We start from the raw sequence: 17,188 nt of genomic DNA, 5'->3' as shown, positions 1-17,188 counted from the left end.
CCTAGCCCGCGACGACCGCCTCCACCTGGCTCACTTGCTTGGAGAGCGCGTCAATGGAGTCGGAGAACGCCTTGCGTTTCTGCGGGGAGACCGTCTGGTCGGTGTAGAAGACGAAACCGTCGCCCTGGCGCAAGGCGTCCAGCTCCTGCTGCACCTTCGCGAACGCGGCGTCGATCTGCGGTCCGAGGCCCGGCTTGCGCTCGTCGATGACCTGGCGCAACGCCGCTATCGCATGTTGGGAGCCTTCGATGTTGGCTTGGAAGTCCCACAGGTCGGTGTGCGAGTAGCGGTCCTCTTCGCCGGTGATCTTGGTGGCGGCGACCTCGTCGAGCAGCTGTTGCGCGCCGTGCGCGATGTCGAGGCCGGTGAACGTGAAACCGGGGTCTTTGACCTTCGCGTCCAGCTCGCCGACATCGGCGACGAGCTGGTCGGCGATCTGGTTCGTGTCGGGTTTGACGCCCTCCCAAAGATCCTGCTCCAGGCGGTGGAAGCCCGTGAACACGATACCGGACTTCGCGTCGTCGATCCGCATGTCGATCTTCAGGTCCAGGTTGTTCTTCGGGTCCTGGAAGGATTCGGCGATGGGCTCGATCCGCTCGTAGTAGAGGCGGGCGACCGGGTACACGGCTTTGGCTCCGGCGACGTCGCCCGCCTTGATCTTGTCGGCGAACTCCGCGGTCGCCTGTTTGAGGGCGTCGATCTGGCTCACCACGTACCGTTTGTACTCCGAAGCGGCGTTGGCGAGCAGGCCCTTCGGATCGGCCTGCGCCACGGACGGCCCGGTCACCGTGAAAGGCTTGCGGACGCCGTTGCCGATCATGCCGGGGCGGCAGGAGGTTTGGTACGAGCCCGGCTCGCTGAGCGGCGCGATGAGCGTCCGGGTCACGCCGGGCCCGATGTTCTCCACTTCGCCGATGACCCGGTCGCCGACCCCGTACACATAGAACTCGGTGACCTTTGTCCCCTTGTTCGTCACCTTGAAAACGACGTTGCCGGTGTTCGCGCTGTTCGCGGTGAGCTGACAGGAGTCGTCCGTCGCGGTGACGGCGATGTCCCCGGACGCTTGGCCGGGTTTGACCTTCGCCTCGCAGCCGGAGACCAGGAGCGCGGCGCCCATCGGGGCGAGGATGATCGAGAGGGCGGATCTGTTGCTCATTCGGTCGCTTTCGGTCGTGGCCGAATCACATCGGCCTGGTTGCGCACTGCGCTGGTCGCACACGGCGCCGGTTTCAGACGAGAGCTGATGCCAGACTGCGCAGTCGCCTCGCCTGACAGTAGCAGAAGGCGTCCTTTTCGCCCTGGGCAGACTCCCCCGGAAACCCGCACTGATCTGCGAAGCCGGATAGGAGATGCCTGCCTGCGCCCCTACGAGTCCGCAGAAACGCCCCGCTGGGCTTGCGCTGCGGGGGGCGCAGCCGATTGGGGCCGCACCGGCCGCAGGAACACCGCCAGCACCACGACGACATAGACCAACCAGGCGATCGCGGACAGCAGCGTCGGATTGGGCACGATGTTGAACATGCCCTCGACAAGCTTCGCGGGCCAGGTGTTGGGGTCGATAGTCCCCGAAACATCGAACGCGAGACGTTCGGAGCCGGGCAGGGCCCCCGCCTCTTGCAGGTCATTGACCCCGTAACGCAAGACGCCGGCGGCGACGAACACCAACAGGACCCCGGTGACTTTGAAGAACGCGCTCAAATTGATTCTCAGCGCCCCGAAATACATGGCGATCGCGAGCGCGACGGCGACAGCGACCCCGACGAGCAGGCCATAGAGCGAGCTGGGGTTGCTCTGGGTCGTGTCGAAGACCAAAAGCGCGGTCTCAATCCCCTCGCGCCCGACCGCGAGCCCGGACATGAGCACCACAGCCGCAGGGCCGAGCGAGACCGCCTTGGCCAACGCCGCCTTCAGATCTCCGGAGAGCGACGCGGCGGCGGTGCGCATCCACAGCACCATCGTGGTCACAATCGCCACCGCGACCAACGAGGCGACCCCGCCGACGAACTCCTGCCCGAGGCTGGAGAGCGTCGAGGAGCCATAGGTGATGACGAGGAAAACAGTCACCGTGATCCCAAGTGCGACAGCGACCCCGGTCCACACCCATTTCACATGACTCTTGAGGCCGGATTTCACCAGGAAGGCGCAGAGAATCGTGACAATGATCGATGCTTCCAGGCCTTCCCGCAACCCGATGAGAGCATTGGCGAAGAGCATCCGCCGATGCTAGCAGGGCGCCGCGGCCCGGCTGCGGGATCGCCGTGTCTTTGCCATACTGCTCTCATGCGTCTTGGTGCTCTTCAGGTGAGCTTGCGGTGTTGTTCGGGCTCCTAGCCCCGCCCTGCCCCCGACCAAGACGACCCTTCAGGAGCACCTCCCGTGTCCACCCCGTCCCTTTTGACCCGGCAACGCCCGTTGCCCACCCGGCTGAGCACGGCTGATCTGCTGCGCACCACCGCCGATGTGGCCGAACAGATCAAAGACGGGGCCTGGGCGCACCTGTTGCCCCCGGCGGGAGGATGGCCGACCGACGACCGATGGTGCCGGCAACTGTTCGCCGATGACGAACTCGACGTCTGGGCGATCAGCTGGGTCCCGGACCGCACCACGGAGCTGCACGACCACGGCGGGTCCCTGGGAGCGCTCACCGTCGTCGACGGGGCGCTCGCGGAATGGCGTTGGACCGGCAGCAGGCTTCGCGAACGCCGCCTCGGCGCCGGGGCGCAAGCCGCGTTCGCGCTGGGTTGGGTCCACGACGTGACCTGGGCACAGCCGGGGGTGTCGCCCCTGGTGAAGGGCGCCGCAGCGCCCGGTTCCACCGCCCCGGCGCTGTCCGTCCACGCGTACTCGCCGCCGTTGACGGTCATGAGCTACTACGAGGTGACCGAACAGCAGTCGTTGCGCCGCGTTCGCGCAGAGCTCACCGACGTCCCCGAGCGGCCGAAGCGTTGACGCGCTCCCCGGCGACTCACCTCGCTGTTGTGAAACGCACGATCGACGAAGTCCTCGGCGAGGCGCGTTCGCGGCTCGCCCGGCTTGAGCCGCATGAGCTTCCCGCTGCGTTGCGGCGCGGCGCGATCCTGGTGGACATCCGGCCCGCCGCGCAACGGGCTCGCGAGGGCGAACTGCCGGAGGCGTTGGTCATCGAGCGCAATGTGTTGGAGTGGCGTTGCGACCCGGCCAGCGACGCGCGCCTCCCGCAGGCGGTGGACCACGACGTGGAATGGGTGCTCCTCTGTTCCGAGGGGTACACGTCCAGCCTCGCCGCCGCCAGCCTGCAGGACCTGGGCCTGTGGCGGGCCACCGACGTCGTCGGCGGCTATCAGGCTGTCGCGGCCGACCGCGGCGCGCGCCAGTAGGCGCGGCCCGCCTCGGCTATGCCGAATGGACGCGATTCTGCGCCGCCTCAAGCCCCTCGCGCACCAATGCCTCCACCGCGTCGGCGGAACGCTCCAGCAGGCCGGGGAGCTCCTTGCGCTCGTCGGCGCGGAAACCGGCGAGGACGAAATCCGCCGTCTGCGTCCCGACCGGCGGACGGCCGACGCCGACCCGGACCCGGCAGTACTCCTTGGTGCCGAGCGAAGAGGACAGCGAGCGCAGGCCGTTGTGCCCGGCCTCCCCGCCGCCGCGTTTGAGCCGCACCAGCCCGAACCCGATATCGAGTTCGTCATGCACAGCGACGACATCCGCCGCGGGCACGGAGAAGTACTTCGCGAGCTTGGCGATCTGCGGGCCGCAGACGTTCATGTACGCCGTGGGCTTGCCCAGGATCACCCCGCGGCCGTGGAAGGACAGCCGTGCCGCGAGCATGCCTGAGGTTTTGTGCGCACGCAACGACCCGCCTGCCCGAGCGAGGAGCAGGTCCACGACCATGTGGCCGACGTTGTGGCGGGTCTTCTCGTATTTGGGGCCGGGGTTGCCCAGCCCGGCGATCACGATCGGACCGCAGGGCCCGCCGACGCTCGCAGTCAGCTCTCCTCGCCGCCGTCTTCGGCGGAGGAGTCGGCCTCGGCTTCGTCCGAGCCCTCGGCCGAATCCTGCTCGACCTGGGCGGCGCGAGCCTCGTTGATCTGCACGATCATCTGCTCGGGGTCGCCGGTCAGCGACACGGCCTCGGGCAGCTCCAGCTCGCTGGCGATGATCTTCGAGCCGATCTCCAAACCTTCGATGGAGACCTCGATCTGCTCCGGGATGTGCATCGCCTCGGCCTCGACCGACAGGGTGGTGGTCTCGTGCTGGACCACAGAGCCGGAGGCGGCGGAGCCGGTCAGCACGACGGGCACGTCGACGGCGATGCGCTCGCCGCGGCGGATGACCTGGAGGTCGACGTGCTGCAAGTAGCTCTTGGTCGGGTGCACCACGACCGTCTTGGTCAGGGCGAGGTGCTCTTCGCCCCCGGCGTGCAAGCTCACGATGGCGTTGACGCCGTTGGCGCGCAGAACGCGGGCGAATTCCTTCGCGGGAATGTTGAAGTGCTTCGGATCGATGCCGTGGCCGTAGAGGACGGCGGGCACGTGGCCGTCTCGGCGGGCGCGGCGGGACGCGCCCTTGCCGAACTCGTCGCGGACAGTCGCTTCAACGCGGGCGGTTTCAGCCATGTGGGGAGCTCCTCAGGTTCGTTCAGTCGTCGTGTTGACCGCGCCGCCGAGCAAGACTGATTCGGCCGAACCTGGGTTGTGCAGAGTTCGCGTTCCGTCGATCACGGCGAGTGCTGGTCGAACTGACCAGCACCAGCCCTCGCCAGCGCTGTTCAAAGTGCGAGAATAATGCATCCGAGCCGCCCATGCAATTCCGTGTGTGCGCGGGCGGTTTGTGTCACTACACTGAGCGCATGTTCCCACGCTCCCGGCCGCGCGCCGCGCCGGTGCCAGCCCGCGCCGCCACCGGCCTCGCCAGCCGCCCCCAGCGCGGCGGCGCGGACCTCCTCGCGCTCGCCGAAAGGGCTTCAGAGCGCGCCGACACGCTCGCGAAGCCGCTGGAGCAAGCCCGTCTGCCATCATTTCCCCTGCTCAAGATCACGCGAGCGCTCGGCGTGGCCGTGACGATCACAGCCCTCGCCTCGTGCGGGGACCCGAAAGAACCCGGTGCCCGGCGGGCGCAATCCTCGCAACGGGTCGCGCCGATCGCCGCCGAAGCGATCCAAAGCCTCTTCGAGCCCGGACACTTCAACGCCAGCGGCAACATCGAGAGCATGTATTCCAGCGCTTCCCCTCCCGAATGCCGCGCCCTGGTGCTCGAAGTGGACTCGCCGCTGCTCATGCGCGGCCAAGTGGCGAGCGCCTCCGCGATCGCGCCGAAGCCCGGGGACAAAGAGCACGCGCAGATCGTCGAGATCGCGGCGGTGTACCGGGAAGGCTTCTCGGCGACCGATGTGATCGCCGAAGCCGCGGCGATGCGCGAGCACTGCGAAGGAACGCCGATCACCGGCTCCACACAAGGGGGCGGCAACAGCACCTTCCAGCTGATCGGGCAGCCGAGCTCTGGCTCCCCCAATATCCTGCTCTGGACTCTCTCCGCGCTCGGAAAAGCATGGTTCTGCAACAACGCCTTGATCGCCGCGCACAACGCCGCCGTGGAAATCACGTCCTGCTACCCCTCGCCCGCGCCGAAAATGCGGGAGCTGGCCCAATCCGCGCTGAGCCGCATCGAGCGCCAAGCCCGATCCTCTCGCTGAGCCGCAGCGCCTCGCCGAACCTCAGCCGCCCAGGCGCCACAGCCCCTTCGGGGTGAGCGCCCAGCCCAGCAGCTCGTCGTGCGGCTCGCACGGCAGCTCGTCCACCAGCTCCCGGTCGTCCACGACCGCGACGAGCATCGCCCCTGGACCTGCCTCGGCCAAACTGCGGTCGTAATGCCCCCCGCCTTGACCGAGGCGAACACCCCGCCGGTCGACCGCGAGCGCGGGCACAAGAACGACTGCCGCCTCGGCCAACGCGCCTGGTGGCGCGTCTTGCCCTTCCTCCGGCCAATGCCGCCACGCGAGCGCCGCGTCCACGCCGACGACAACAGGGACGAGCACGCTCGCCCCCCGGTCGGCGAACGCCGCCAACATGCGGTCGGACCCCGGCTCGAGACTGGTCGGCACATACGAGCTCACCACGTCGCCGGGGCCGAACCGCTCGGCGATCCGCGCGGCCTGGGCGTCGACCGCCCGGTCCCGCGCTGCCCGCTGCGCGTCCGAGAGCGCGCGCCGCGCGGACCTGGTCTGCGCCCGAAGCGCGGCTTTGCGTTGCGCGGAGGATTGCGGTCCCATACGACCATGTTGGCCAAAAGCGGGGAGAAAAGAAAGGCGGCCCGCTCAACCCGACCCTAGACGGGGGGAGGGGAAACAAGGCCGAGGAGCGGGCCGCCCCGAAAGCGTAACAGAACCATTGTGCGCGCGCAATTTTTCCGCCGCCCCGCGTCCCGCCGCGCGGCGGCGCTCATTTTCGGCATCTCGCTGAGCTTTTCCCGGCCGATGCCTCTAGGCTGTGTGCCATGGCTGAGAACGAGAATTCCCTCTCCACCCTTCCTCGCCCTGGCATGCCCCACACCGCGGTGGTCCCCGCCGCCGGCATGGGCACCCGCTTCCTCCCCGTGACCAAGTCAGTCCCGAAAGAACTCCTGCCCGTGGTGGACACCCCGGGGATCGAACTCGTGGCCGCCGAGGCCGCCCAGGCCGGGGCGCAGCGCCTGGTCATCGTCACCTCCGAGGGCAAAGACTCCGTTGTCGCCCACTTCGTCGAAGACCTTGTGCTCGAAAGCGCGCTGGAGGCCAAAGGCAAATCGGCCATGTTGGAGAAAGTGCGCCGCGCCCCCAAGCTCATCAAGGTCGAGTCAGTCATCCAACATCAACCGCTCGGGCTCGGCCACGCCATCGCCCAAGTCGAACCCTTGCTGCATCCGGACGACGACGCGATCGCGGTCCTGCTGCCCGACGACCTCGTGCTCAAATCCCCGCAACAAGTGGCGCAGGAGCGCGAGCGGGACATCTGCGACCAGATCGAAATCCGCGAGAAGGTGGGCGCGCTCAATCTCATGGCGCAAGTGCGTGCCGAACACGGCGGCAGCGTCATCTGCGCGTTCCCGGTCCCGCGTGAGGAGATCAGCGCGTACGGCGTCTTCGACGTCGTCGAACAGGAAGGCCCGGTGCGCCGTGTGCGCGGCCTGGTCGAGAAACCGCCCGCCGAGAAGGCCCCGTCGAATCTGGCCGTCGCGGGACGGTACATCTTGGAACGGGCCATCTTCGACGCCCTGCGCGAAGTCGCCCCAGGGGCGGGCGGAGAGATCCAGCTCACCGATGCGATTGCCCTGCTCATCGACCGAGGCCGCCCTGTGCATCTCGTGGTCTGGGACGGCTACCGCCACGACCTCGGCAACCCCGGCGGCTACCTGAAAGCCTCGATCGATTTCGCATTGGACCGAGAAGAGTACGGCCCCGGCCTGCGCGCTTGGTTGATCAGCCGGCTCGGGCTGAGTTAAGCTCGGCGCGTGCGATCAGTCGCTGAACAGCTCCGGCGCGTCTTAGCAGCCGCCGTTGCCCCGAGCCCTATCCGTGTGGCGATCTCCGAGGCGCAAGGTTTGCAATGCGCCGAGGACGTCATCTCCGGTCGTTCCTTCCCTGGCTTCGACCAGGCAGCAGTCGACGGCTACGCCGTCCGGGGCGTCGACGTCGCTCTGCCAGAGCCGATGGACGACGACCCGCACCCCGACCCCCTGTTCCTGCCGGTGGTCGGCGACATCGAGGCGGGCAACAAGCAGCCCGCGCGGCTCCAACCGCATCAAGCGGTGCTGCTGCAAACAGGCGCGCCCCTGCCCTCTCTCGCCGACGCGGTCCTGCCGATCGCGTTCACCGACGGCGGCATCGAGCGCATCCGCGTGGACCTCGGCGTGCGCTCCGGCGACTTCGTCCGCAAAGCAGGCGACGACCTCAAAGCAGGCGACGTCGTCGTCCGCTCCGGCACGATCATCGGCCCCGCGCAAGTGGGCTTGCTCGCCGCGGTCGGCCGCGACCGAGTGCTCGTGCACCCCAAACCACGAGTCTCCGTGTTGTCGGTGGGAGCCGAGCTGATCGACGTGGACCGCACACCAGGCAGCGGGCAGGTGTACGACGTGAACTCCTACGCGCTCGCCGCCGCCGCCCGCGACGCCGGAGCCGAAGCGCACCGCGTCGGCATCGTCCCCCATGACGAACGCCAGATCAAAGACATTGTCGAAGGCCAGCTCGGCCGGGCCGAGGTCGTCATCATCTCTGGCCCCGTCGGCGGCGACGTCGGGCGCAACGTCAACCAGGCGCTCTCCGAGCTCGGGCAATGGGAAGTGTCGCGCGTCGCGATGAGCCCCGGCTCGGTGCAAGGCTTCGGGGCGCTCGGCGAAGAAGGCGTCCCCACATTCTTCATCCCGAGCAACCCGGTCAGCGCGCTGGTCGTGTTCGAGGTGATCATCCGCCCGCTGATCCGCTCGGCGCTGGGCAGGCTCTCCCCCCGACGGCGGGTGCTCAAAGCTGTGGCGACAGAAACACTCACGTCAGTGATCGGGCGGACCAGTTACATCCGGGGCAAGCTCATGCGGGACGACGAGACCGGGGAATATCTCGTCGAGCCCCTCGGCGGCGTGCTCGCGAGCAACCCGCACCTGCTCTCCCAGCTCGGCGAGGCGAACTGCCTCATCAACATCTCCGAAGACGCCTCCGGCGTGCGCGAAGGCGACCCCGTGGACGTGATCTTCTTGGGACAACGAGGCTGAACTGGCGAAAACAGTCGCGAACCCCGTCCTCGGCCCGGTCACAACCCCCGGCGGCGAGGTGCGGCTGCGCCCGATCCGGCTGACCGACGCGCGTTCGTGGAGCCAAGCGAGAATTGCAGACCAACAACACCTCGAACCGTGGGAGCCCGGACCGGGCCGCGGCTGGGAAGAACGCCATAAGGCGCAGCATTGGCTCTCGTTGTGGAGCCAGCTGCGCGCGCACACCAAAAAAGGCGTCGTCTACCCGTTGGTCATCGAGGTGGACCGGACGTACGCGGGACAATTGACCATCGGCGGAGTCCAGCGCGGAGCGCTGCAATCGGCGTGGATCGGGTACTGGGTGGCTTCGCGCGTCTGCGGCGGCGGGGTCGCCACAGCGGCCGCAGCCTTGGCCGTGGACTGGTGTTTCCAAACCCTCAAACTGCACCGGGTCGAAGCCACAACACGCAGAGAGAACTTCGCCAGCAAAACTGTGCTGGAAAGAATCGGCTTCCGGGAGGAAGGACTGATAAAGGACTATCTCGTGGTGCAGGGCATGTGGCGGGACCATGTTCTCTTCGGGCTCACCGCCCCGGAAACCAGAGGGGGGGTCGTGAACCGTCTTGTCCGCGAGGGCAAGATCCTCGGCGCGGCACCCCCAGCAGGCGGGCGCGCGCGGCTACTCTGAAATCACACATGTGTGATTCGTCGACGATAAGGAGCTGGGTCAGGTGTCCGTGCCCAATTCGATCCTCTCGGTACTGCTCGTGGTGGTGTGGCTCTTCGTCCTCGTCCCCATGGTCGTGAACCGCCGCCCGAAAGTGATGACCGTCAGCCAGGCCGCGCTCAACACCCGCGTGCTCTTCCGGGGCGGCCTGGACAAACTCAAACACCGCGTCCGCCCCGGCCTCGCAGCCGAATCCTTCGAAGAAGAAGAGGACGAGGAAGGCGGCGGCGCCCGCCGCCCCGTGGCCGAAGTGTTCGCGGACGCCGACGACGCCGAGAGCGCCGAGAGCGCCGAGAGCCCCCAAGACAACGACGACTACGAGGTCGCCGACGAAGCCGAGTTCATCGAGGACGACGTCCCGCCCCGCCGCCAGCGCGAAGACGAGCCCGTGGACGACGCCGAAGTGGTCGCCGTGCGAGACCGGCGCCACGCGGCACACGACGACGAAGACGCGCAAGCCCGTGAGGAAGCAGAGCTGCAGCAGCTCGCGCACCGGCTCGGCCGCGGCGGTTACAACCCGAACGCCGACGCCTCGGCCCGCGCGCACCGTTACGCGGTCCGCCAGCGTTTCGTGCTCGGCCTCATCGTCTCGCTCGTCGCCGCGACGGTCCTCGCGTTCGCGATGAGCCCCCTGGTCTGGTACGCGGTCGCCGTGATCGCCGCGACGCTCGTCGGCTACTTGGCGTACCTGCGCCGCCAAGTCCGCATCGAAGAGCAGATCCGCGCCCGTCGCATGGCCCGGTTCGCGCGCAGTCGCGGCCCCGAGCACGCCGAGCGCGCCGCGCCCCGTCCTCGCGCAGAACGGCGCGGGTCGCAGCGCGGCGAAACGGCGCCGGGCGAATCCGCGCGACGCGCGGCCCGCAAAGCCCGCGGCCCGCGCGTCGTGGCCATCGACGAGGACGACCCCGATTTCGTGGACCTCCCGTCCCCGCATGACGGCGTCCTGCGCCGCGCATCCGGCCAGTGACGGCACGACGAGCCAAGAGAGAATTTGAGGCTGGGCGACACTATCGGCTATAGTGGTCGAGCTGTCCAGGCTTTGGGGCTGTAGCACAGTTGGTAGCGCGCTTCGTTCGCATCGAAGAGGTCAGGGGTTCGATTCCCCTCAGCTCCACAAGGAGGAAACCCCTTCTGATCAAGCGAGACTCTGATCAGAAGGGGTTTCCTCGTTTTCCAGCCAGGTGCGAAATCCCGCAGCAGCCAGAATCGCGGTGTCAAGATTGTCCACAACGAGGTCCAGGCCGGTGTCGAAAAGGTCCGAGTACACGCCCAAGGTCATGCTGGCCTTGGTGTGCCCGAGCACCCGCTGAACGGACTTCACGTTCGCCCCGGCTGACACCGCGAGGGACGCGGCGGTATGGCGCAAATCTCTGGGCGTGATCGTCGGGAACTCCTCGTCCACGGCCCGGCAGGCTTGCACCGCCACCTTGAAGACCCGTGTTCGCCAATTCGACGCTCGCAGCACGTCGCCGCTCGAATTGGCGAACACCAGGTCTGGGCGTTTCTTGCCCTCCATGAGCGCCGCCAAATCCGTGCTCATAGACGCGGGGAACGGCCCCGTGCGGCGCTCCTGCGTCTTCGGCGTCTTCCAGTCCAACCCGTCGATCTCAGTGACGCTGCGGGATTTCACAGCCATCATCCCGACCGTGAGCGCCCCTTTCAACAATCCCGACATCATGGCTTCGAAGCCCCTCCGAGCTTCTACACGACGCAGGAGTTGTCGCAGCTCCTCGCCGCTAGGCAATCCGTGAACGTCCGCACCTACAGGGCTAGCACGGGTTTGCGGTGCGGCGCCCTCACTGGGTCCAGCACCAGCATGGAGAAAGTGATCGACCACTTCCCTTATGACCACGGCGACAGCGGCGGACCCGTGCGGATCGACACCCCGACCGGAGCCTGGGTCGTCGGTATTTTGACCGCCGTCCCCAACAGCGACCAGTCGAGCAGTATTGTCGTGCCCATTGAAGACCCTGTGACCACGTACCAGGTGAAAGTCACCGTCCACCGCGCATGACCGAGATATGATCATGGCCGAGGAAGGCAACTCGCGGCGTTCCCGAGGGCGGCGAGAGAGATTTCTGCCTGATGGAACCTGGGGCCTGTCTTGCGCGTCTAAGCTATTGAGGGGTCGCATCTAGACTTGACAGCAGCGAAGGAACTGGACACCATGACCACCCCTGACACCCCCTTCAGCGAGGAACCCAGTGTCTGATTCTGGTGGTTTCTCGCTGAACGCAGGGAAGTCCGGACCGGTGTGCCGCGCTGTGCTGAATTCGCTCGGGAAATCCGGCAACGCGACCCGCGACGAGCTGGAGGATTTGGCGCGCACAGGCAAGCTGGGCGCCGAGGTGCTCGACGGGTATTCGAAACAGGTCCAGGCGGTCGCGGAGTCGCAGGCGACGGCGAAGTCAGTGGCGGACCAGAACAGCCAATGCGCACCTGGCACCTCCCCGATGACGCAGGTGGAGGCCGTCGCGCGTGCGATGCGGAACCACCACCACGAGCCAGATGAACCCGAGTACCCGGGGCTGGAGTATTTGGGCAGCCCTCCCGAAGCCCCGGTGGAGGATCGTGGCGAGGGCCAAAGCTCGGACAGTGGTGCTGGTTCTGGTGACGGGTCAAAGGCGCGGGTGCCGGTGGCGCCCCGTCGGGCGGATCTCCTGCGGGTGGTTCGCCATTCCCTGGTTCGGGTCTCAACCCGTCCGAGTCCAGCTCGACACACCCGTCCGAGTCCAGCTCGACACACGCGATGAGCGCGGGCGACTCGACGTTCGGCTCCTCGTCCGGTGGTCCAAGCCTCGGCGGCGGTGTCGGGACGCTCAGCGGCGGGGATCATGAGCCGTGCTTGTCCGCGAAGACCGGGCCAGCCGGTTACGCGGCCCCGAAGCCTGTGGTGAACGTGAACGGCCGCGCCGGATCGGGCGCAGCCCAAGGCACAGGGATGGGCGGCAGCAGGGGAGGCATGAGCGCAGGTGCCGCTAGTCAAAACTTTGGGAAGGAGCCAAGACCCCCGACTACCTCAAAGACACGGAGCACGGCAACAAGCTGTTCGGCGGCAACCTCACCGTGGTGGCGCCCGAAGTGATCGAAGAGCTCACCTCAAAGGAGCTTCAAAACTTGATGGAGAACCTGGCCAAACAAAATAGCGGAAATTCCAGCGAGGCGTAAGGAAACCATCTTTTTCGGTGGCATTGAACAAAAGGATGAAGAATGGCAGTAACAGTTAACCCAGCGGCGCTTTACGCATTTAAAGAACACCAGATAAAAATCACCGAAGAAATCGATGCCGCGAAGAAATACTCAGACACGAACCTCCAGGACATGTCCTGGACGAGCGCCGGAATAGCTGGTCAATTTCTATGGTCGACGGCCATATCCGGCATAAAAAACATCCACCAAGGGGTCGACACAAATCTCACGCTCCTGCATAGCCTGACCACGGTTTCCGCAAATGAGGTCGGAAAAGCGGGCGACATGTACGCCCACACAGACCAGTACCATGCCCAGCAGATTGACAACAAATACAATGGCACCCCGGAATGGACCGGGCATGGCCTGCACAGATTCTCGGCCGAAGACCCCGCCAGCAAGCTACAACCCCCGAAAGCGGAAGAGATCATCCCCGGCGGGGTTGACAAGGCCCTCGGAGCTGGGAGTTGGCTGAGCCTGAGTCACTGGGTGTTAGAGGCGATCGACCAAGTCTGCGGGGTAAATCCAGGGAAATGGGTGCTCGAAAAGTTCACCGGTGACTGGGAAGCGTTCGGGAAAGTCGCCGACTCTCTCAGAAAAATCGGAGAATTCTACAACTCATATGGCCAAAACATCAGCGAAGATATGGTGTTCATGCTGGATTCTTGGACAGGCAAGGCAGCCGGAAGCGCCAAAGGCTACTTCGAAAAATTCGCCTCTTCGGTGCAACATCAGCAGGACTCGCTTGAAAAAGTCGCCCATTAGGTGGATATATTCGCACAGGCGGTCGCCTCTCTGGTGAGTGCCCTGAACAGCCTGCTGGAGTTCCTCCTGGACAAGCTCATCATCATGGGGATTTCCTTAGCGGCAGGAGCCATAACTGCAGAGACGGGGGTCGGAGCTCTCGTTGGCGGTTTGTTCGCGCTTTCGCAAGCCTTTGAAGCAGAGGCGAAGTGGAAAGATATACTCAAGGCAATCGACAGCGGGTGGGCATTGGTGAACGGATTCATCGGCACCAGCGTGAGCGCGTGCGCAGACCTGACCGGCCTGACCAGCCAAATGGCTCCCGGTGGCACATACGAGCATCCGGAGGCTTAGACGTGTCGACACCCGAACCAGACCCTGTCCTCGACATCGCCCGTGGCGACCCAGCAGTCTCTAAGGCACTCTCCTCATCCTTGAAGATTCTGCGGAACAAATCCGACGACCCCGCGTTCAAAACTATGGTCGATGAAATTCTCGCAGGCAAGAAAAGCCTTCGTGAGGCCGCGAGCAGCCAGGCGTTCAACCAAGGCATCGCAGACAAAGCCCAAGCGGGTTTCGAGTGGTACCGCAATTTGTCCGAGGAAGAGCGAGAACGAGGGGCCGAGCAGGGGCGCTCTCAACTGGCGCGGCTAAGAGAAGAACTGCTCTACCAGCCTAAAGAGCAACCTCATTCACAAGAGGATGGAGCGGACGATGACGACGAGTCCAGCTTCGACTACTCTGACCCGCTGCGGCGCAACGCCAAAGATGAGGACTTCCCCACTCATTCGTCTCTTCGACACTTGGAAGAGGCAGACGACGAAGACGAGGGATTCGATCCGAGCGACCCGCTCGGCAGAAGGCGTTGACGACTGTGGGATTATTTCACCAGGCCAATTTTGGCGAAACACCAATTGAGCAAAGCAGCGCTCGCGAGAGCTCCTGCGAACAGCCCAACGTCCATGAGCGCCCACTTGAAGCCGATGTACGAGCAAATGTACGGCTCTTCGCCAGCTGGCGCGGAGTCTTGCAGCTTGCGCAGGAATTTGTATTGAGAGAAGTTCCGAACTGCCAGCATGATGAAAAACACAGCGGGCACGACCAAGATGAAGCCCACGAATCCTGTCGTGCAGAGCACCTTCGCGCCTGACCCAAAAAGGAGGACGGCGAACAACATGGACACGGCGGAAATGCCGCAAGTCCTGATCCTCATGCTGGACCCGGCGAGCGTCCAAGGCGGCTTTCCGTAGGTTGCGCTGTCGCTGAACGGCTCTTCGTCGATCTCTGTCACCATGCCTGCCTAAAAACTCGGGAGAGCGCTGATCTCAGAATATCTAGTGGATCGCGCATATGGATTTCACTGACTTCACCGTGGCGTCGACAAGTCTTTCCGATGTCTCGATCGACCCTTGGAAAGTTCGTCCCTCAATTTTCTCGGCGAGATGGACATCCTGCTCGGCGAGGTCTTTGACTTGGGCGGCAACCGGCCCAGTGGCGCTTTCTGAGACAGATTGTTGTATGTCTTCGGCTTCTCTTCGCAGGAGCGGCGCGAGAGCCGAGCCAAGCTGGCTGACACTGTCGTCCGACCATGTCCAATGCGAGTCCAGGGTTTTGCTTTCGAATTCCGCATACTGCGCCGAAAGCTTGGTGTGCGCCTTCTTGAAAAAACTGCAAATCTCTGCGGTCGAGGACGGGTGCTTGTGCTGAGCGGGTTCGGCTTTGCCTCCGGTTGCTCCGTCCTTGTCGCCGGAGAAAGCGCATCCAGCTAACCCCAGGACGCAGGTGGCGAATAAAAAAGTGAGCCGTATGGACATGGTTGCTATATTAGTCCGTGAATTCAACGCAAACCGTCCTGTCCCTGCGCACCCCGCACATGTGGGCGCCCTGATGGCAGGTGCGCCCTGGAAATTCCGTGTCACCGCGTTCAGTGTCAGTTCATCCGCCGATGTCCTCGCCGCACCCGCTGCGCTCGTGCGGGACAGGAAGTTTCCCTCGGATGGCCGGTCCCAGGCCGATTTGGCGAGCGAAGGTCTCGTGCGGGATATCGAGGACTGGTTGCGCGGGCAGAATCCCGACGTGTGATCATCGTAGAGGGTTGAGGAGTTTGTTTTTCTTGTGGCAGGTCCGCTGTTAGGGAGGGTGTTTCTTCCGCATTGGCAGTTGCGGCGGCGTTGGCACGAGAATGGCCGAGATACGGAGGCCGAGCTCGCCGATCCTGTTCTCCGTTGGGCCTCGTGGAAAGTGTAGAGCGATTCCATGCGCTTGTTCTGGCCGAGGAGAGTCTAGGAGGACAGGGGGCTCTCGGCGTTGGCACAGCAGGTCCGCACAGAGTACGAGCAGCGTGCCCGAGAGCTGTGGGGCGGGCTTGTCGAACAGACGCCGCCAGGCGTGCTTGCCGAAATCACAGCTTGGCGGAACATGGTGTTCCAAATCCCGCAGCTCGTGTTCGACTTCGGGGAGCGGTTCCGTCGCCCACGCGCTTTCGGCTGACGACGCGGCGGGAGACTCTGCGGTGCGAGAGCGTCCAACTGGCGGCGCGGCGCGCCCGCTTCGAGTTCGAGACCAAGTGCATGTTCGGCGCGAAACTCATCGAGCTCGGCAACCACCCGAGCGAACAGTGAGACGCCCCAGAAGAGCTGGGTTCGCAGGCGAAAAAGCTGGATCAGCTGTACGCCAAAGCCCTGGAGGCGGCATACGAAGACCTCGACCAACGGCTGCGTGAGCGGTGCGGGCACAACCTCTGCATCCTCCTCAATGTCTGGAACATCCAGATAGGGTCGGACATCAAGAGGAAAGTGTTCGACCCTCTCATAGAGGCCTTCGGGGTTCCGCAGCCGCACACTGACCTTCTACGGAATTTTCAGGTCTAGTACCTGCCGAAACCGCTGAGCGAATTGTGACGCGCAAACCGTTGCCGAAGGCATTGGCGATGCGGTATGGCACGACAGATGTTCAGTTCCAGAAGAGAGGGTCGCCGCTGGTGCCGATCCAATCGAGGAAGGTTTCGATCTGGTGGCTGGATGATAGCGGTTCGTAGCGGCGGAAGCGCATGTTGCGGTCCCGCCAGTACAACTCCCACAGCTTCGTCGTCTTGATGTAGCGGAGCCCGGCTATCGGAAACCGGTCCACTCGGCTTCGCGGGCGTTCGGCGCGTTGTACAGCGCGCGGACCTCATGATCGTGATGTGCCGACCTGTGATCTCGGAGGCGAAGAACACCTGCTAGAAGGCGTGGGCGGGGTACCTGTCTCGGCAGAAGCGCTTCACACGCGCGACATCGGTCTCGGGCAACGGCATGCTGTCGCAGGCTACCGGCTTGGCTCCGGCGCGGGGATGCCCTTATGCGCGAGGATCGAGCGGGTTGGGGCAGAATCAACGCATGACGTATCAGGGCTCGCCGTTCCCGACTCGCATTGCACACTCCCGAGACAAAGGTGTTGTGATGATCGGGGCCGCCGCCGCCCTCACGGTGCTCTCGATCCTGTTGTTCGCGTTGTTCTACGGGCTGCACGTCTACTCCGAAGAGCTGCTGAAACAGGCGGTCGCTGAGTTCGACAAACCCGATTGGAACAAGGCGACCAGAAAATATGCGGCGGCTTCGGACTTCTCGGACCTCTCGGTCGTGGGCAGCGCGGTCACAGCTCTCGCGGCGGGCGTGTTGGCGTTCGCGGGTCGTCTCCGAACATCAAACGCGGGATGGAGGTCCGGGGCTATCGTGGTCCTCGTCGCGGCTGGTTTGGCGTTCCTCGTCAGCGGCGGTCTCGTCGGATGGTGGGTGCTGCACGTCTTCGTCGGCATCGCCACCCACCTGTGATCGGCGCACAGATCCAGCC

General features: G+C 64.9%; 24 protein-coding genes and 1 tRNA gene. 16 read left to right on the top strand and 9 right to left on the bottom strand.

From position 1 onward, the window contains the following. Nucleotide 1: 1 nt before the first annotated feature. Both efeO and efeU read right to left on the bottom strand, forming a co-directional pair. Nucleotides 2–1,156 (bottom strand): iron uptake system protein EfeO, encoded by a 1,155-nt coding sequence (efeO, locus tag SROT_RS02600; protein ID WP_013137456.1) that lies wholly within the window; start codon nt 1,154–1,156, stop codon nt 2–4. A gap of 209 nt (nt 1,157–1,365) precedes the next feature. Next, nucleotides 1,366–2,214 (bottom strand): iron uptake transporter permease EfeU, encoded by an 849-nt coding sequence (efeU, locus tag SROT_RS02595; protein ID WP_013137455.1) that lies wholly within the window; start codon nt 2,212–2,214, stop codon nt 1,366–1,368. Between the two features lie 162 nt (nt 2,215–2,376). Between efeU and SROT_RS02590 the strand changes: the two genes are divergently transcribed. Together SROT_RS02590 and SROT_RS02585 are read left to right on the top strand one after the other, a co-directional pair. Beyond that, the gene (locus SROT_RS02590; RefSeq protein WP_013137454.1) at nt 2,377–2,949 is read left to right on the top strand and encodes a cupin domain-containing protein; all 573 of its coding nucleotides are present in this window, start codon (nt 2,377–2,379) and stop codon (nt 2,947–2,949) included. Between the two features lie 29 nt (nt 2,950–2,978). Beyond that, nucleotides 2,979–3,356: a rhodanese-like domain-containing protein gene (locus tag SROT_RS02585; protein ID WP_013137453.1), complete on the top strand. Its 378-nt coding sequence runs from the start codon at nt 2,979–2,981 to the stop codon at nt 3,354–3,356. 16 nt (nt 3,357–3,372) lie between these two features. Here the strand turns inward: SROT_RS02585 and pth are convergent, their stop codons facing one another. Together pth and SROT_RS02575 are read right to left on the bottom strand one after the other, a co-directional pair. Further along, nucleotides 3,373–3,936: an aminoacyl-tRNA hydrolase gene (pth, locus tag SROT_RS02580; RefSeq protein ID WP_041406849.1), complete on the bottom strand. Its 564-nt coding sequence runs from the start codon at nt 3,934–3,936 to the stop codon at nt 3,373–3,375. A 29-nt stretch (nt 3,937–3,965) separates the two neighbouring features. Further along, entirely contained in the window at nt 3,966–4,595 is a 630-nt protein-coding gene (locus SROT_RS02575) for a 50S ribosomal protein L25/general stress protein Ctc (RefSeq protein WP_013137451.1), read from the bottom strand. A gap of 233 nt (nt 4,596–4,828) precedes the next feature. Between SROT_RS02575 and SROT_RS02570 the strand changes: the two genes are divergently transcribed. Next, nucleotides 4,829–5,671 carry a sensor domain-containing protein gene (locus SROT_RS02570; RefSeq protein WP_148223315.1) on the top strand — a complete coding sequence of 281 codons (843 nt, stop codon included), beginning with the start codon at nt 4,829–4,831 and terminating at the stop codon, nt 5,669–5,671. A 21-nt stretch (nt 5,672–5,692) separates the two neighbouring features. Here SROT_RS02570 and SROT_RS02565 read toward each other — a convergent pair whose 3' ends face one another. Continuing rightward, nucleotides 5,693–6,247 (bottom strand): 5-formyltetrahydrofolate cyclo-ligase, encoded by a 555-nt coding sequence (locus SROT_RS02565; protein ID WP_013137449.1) that lies wholly within the window; start codon nt 6,245–6,247, stop codon nt 5,693–5,695. 224 nt (nt 6,248–6,471) lie between these two features. Here SROT_RS02565 and SROT_RS02560 point away from each other — a divergent pair, with 224 nt between their 5' ends. From SROT_RS02560 to SROT_RS02540, 5 genes are all read left to right on the top strand, one after another. Then, on the top strand, nt 6,472–7,455 hold the full coding sequence (locus SROT_RS02560; protein WP_013137448.1) for a UTP--glucose-1-phosphate uridylyltransferase: 984 nt from the start codon (nt 6,472–6,474) through the stop codon (nt 7,453–7,455). Between the two features lie 9 nt (nt 7,456–7,464). After that, nucleotides 7,465–8,718, top strand: coding sequence for a molybdotransferase-like divisome protein Glp (glp, locus tag SROT_RS02555; protein WP_013137447.1), 1,254 nt, complete (start codon nt 7,465–7,467; stop codon nt 8,716–8,718). A 1-nt stretch (nt 8,719) separates the two neighbouring features. Further along, nucleotides 8,720–9,385 carry a GNAT family N-acetyltransferase gene (locus tag SROT_RS02550; protein WP_013137446.1) on the top strand — a complete coding sequence of 222 codons (666 nt, stop codon included), beginning with the start codon at nt 8,720–8,722 and terminating at the stop codon, nt 9,383–9,385. Between the two features lie 43 nt (nt 9,386–9,428). Further along, entirely contained in the window at nt 9,429–10,391 is a 963-nt protein-coding gene (sepX, locus tag SROT_RS02545; protein WP_013137445.1) for a divisome protein SepX/GlpR, read from the top strand. Between the two features lie 74 nt (nt 10,392–10,465). Further along, nucleotides 10,466–10,538, top strand: a tRNA-Ala gene (locus SROT_RS02540). 21 nt (nt 10,539–10,559) lie between these two features. Here SROT_RS02540 and SROT_RS16965 read toward each other — a convergent pair. Beyond that, nucleotides 10,560–11,102, bottom strand: a complete 543-nt coding sequence (locus SROT_RS16965) for a tyrosine-type recombinase/integrase (protein ID WP_049773267.1) — start codon at nt 11,100–11,102, stop codon at nt 10,560–10,562. 69 nt (nt 11,103–11,171) lie between these two features. Here SROT_RS16965 and SROT_RS16960 point away from each other — a divergent pair, with 69 nt between their 5' ends. The 5 genes from SROT_RS16960 (at nt 11,172) to SROT_RS02510 (ending at nt 14,226) form a co-directional block, all read left to right on the top strand. Next, a complete protein-coding gene (locus tag SROT_RS16960; protein WP_013137444.1) occupies nt 11,172–11,438 on the top strand; it encodes a hypothetical protein in 267 nt (88 codons plus the stop codon). A 190-nt stretch (nt 11,439–11,628) separates the two neighbouring features. Then, a complete protein-coding gene (locus SROT_RS16955; RefSeq protein WP_041406843.1) occupies nt 11,629–12,177 on the top strand; it encodes a hypothetical protein in 549 nt (182 codons plus the stop codon). 457 nt (nt 12,178–12,634) lie between these two features. Then, a complete protein-coding gene (locus SROT_RS16340; RefSeq protein ID WP_013137443.1) occupies nt 12,635–13,378 on the top strand; it encodes a hypothetical protein in 744 nt (247 codons plus the stop codon). A gap of 33 nt (nt 13,379–13,411) precedes the next feature. After that, nucleotides 13,412–13,711 (top strand): hypothetical protein, encoded by a 300-nt coding sequence (locus SROT_RS02515; protein ID WP_148223313.1) that lies wholly within the window; start codon nt 13,412–13,414, stop codon nt 13,709–13,711. Between the two features lie 80 nt (nt 13,712–13,791). Further along, nucleotides 13,792–14,226: a hypothetical protein gene (locus SROT_RS02510; protein WP_049773266.1), complete on the top strand. Its 435-nt coding sequence runs from the start codon at nt 13,792–13,794 to the stop codon at nt 14,224–14,226. Nucleotides 14,227–14,237: 11 nt separating this feature from the next. On the opposite strand, the gene SROT_RS02505 is transcribed toward SROT_RS02510, so the two are convergent. Both SROT_RS02505 and SROT_RS02500 read right to left on the bottom strand, forming a co-directional pair. After that, complete coding sequence (locus SROT_RS02505) at nt 14,238–14,651, bottom strand: hypothetical protein (protein ID WP_013137440.1); 414 nt, start codon at nt 14,649–14,651, stop codon at nt 14,238–14,240. Nucleotides 14,652–14,691: 40 nt separating this feature from the next. Next, complete coding sequence (locus SROT_RS02500) at nt 14,692–15,171, bottom strand: hypothetical protein (RefSeq protein ID WP_013137439.1); 480 nt, start codon at nt 15,169–15,171, stop codon at nt 14,692–14,694. Between the two features lie 61 nt (nt 15,172–15,232). Between SROT_RS02500 and SROT_RS02495 the strand changes: the two genes are divergently transcribed. Together SROT_RS02495 and SROT_RS02490 are read left to right on the top strand one after the other, a co-directional pair. Further along, nucleotides 15,233–15,439 (top strand): hypothetical protein, encoded by a 207-nt coding sequence (locus SROT_RS02495; RefSeq protein WP_041406838.1) that lies wholly within the window; start codon nt 15,233–15,235, stop codon nt 15,437–15,439. A 225-nt stretch (nt 15,440–15,664) separates the two neighbouring features. Next, nucleotides 15,665–15,847 carry a hypothetical protein gene (locus SROT_RS02490; protein ID WP_041406836.1) on the top strand — a complete coding sequence of 61 codons (183 nt, stop codon included), beginning with the start codon at nt 15,665–15,667 and terminating at the stop codon, nt 15,845–15,847. A gap of 462 nt (nt 15,848–16,309) precedes the next feature. On the opposite strand, the gene SROT_RS15920 is transcribed toward SROT_RS02490, so the two are convergent. After that, nucleotides 16,310–16,486 carry a DUF3024 domain-containing protein gene (locus SROT_RS15920; protein WP_083777815.1) on the bottom strand — a complete coding sequence of 59 codons (177 nt, stop codon included), beginning with the start codon at nt 16,484–16,486 and terminating at the stop codon, nt 16,310–16,312. Between the two features lie 248 nt (nt 16,487–16,734). Here SROT_RS15920 and SROT_RS02480 point away from each other — a divergent pair, with 248 nt between their 5' ends. Continuing rightward, nucleotides 16,735–17,169: a hypothetical protein gene (locus tag SROT_RS02480; protein WP_148223312.1), complete on the top strand. Its 435-nt coding sequence runs from the start codon at nt 16,735–16,737 to the stop codon at nt 17,167–17,169. The last annotated feature ends 19 nt before the right edge of the window (nt 17,170–17,188 follow it).

The organism is Segniliparus rotundus DSM 44985 (genome assembly GCF_000092825.1).
In the GTDB taxonomy this organism is placed as follows: domain Bacteria; phylum Actinomycetota; class Actinomycetes; order Mycobacteriales; family Mycobacteriaceae; genus Segniliparus; species Segniliparus rotundus.
The sequence above is the reverse complement of the archived record's forward strand: the minus strand, read 5'-3'. Positions and strand labels throughout refer to the sequence as shown.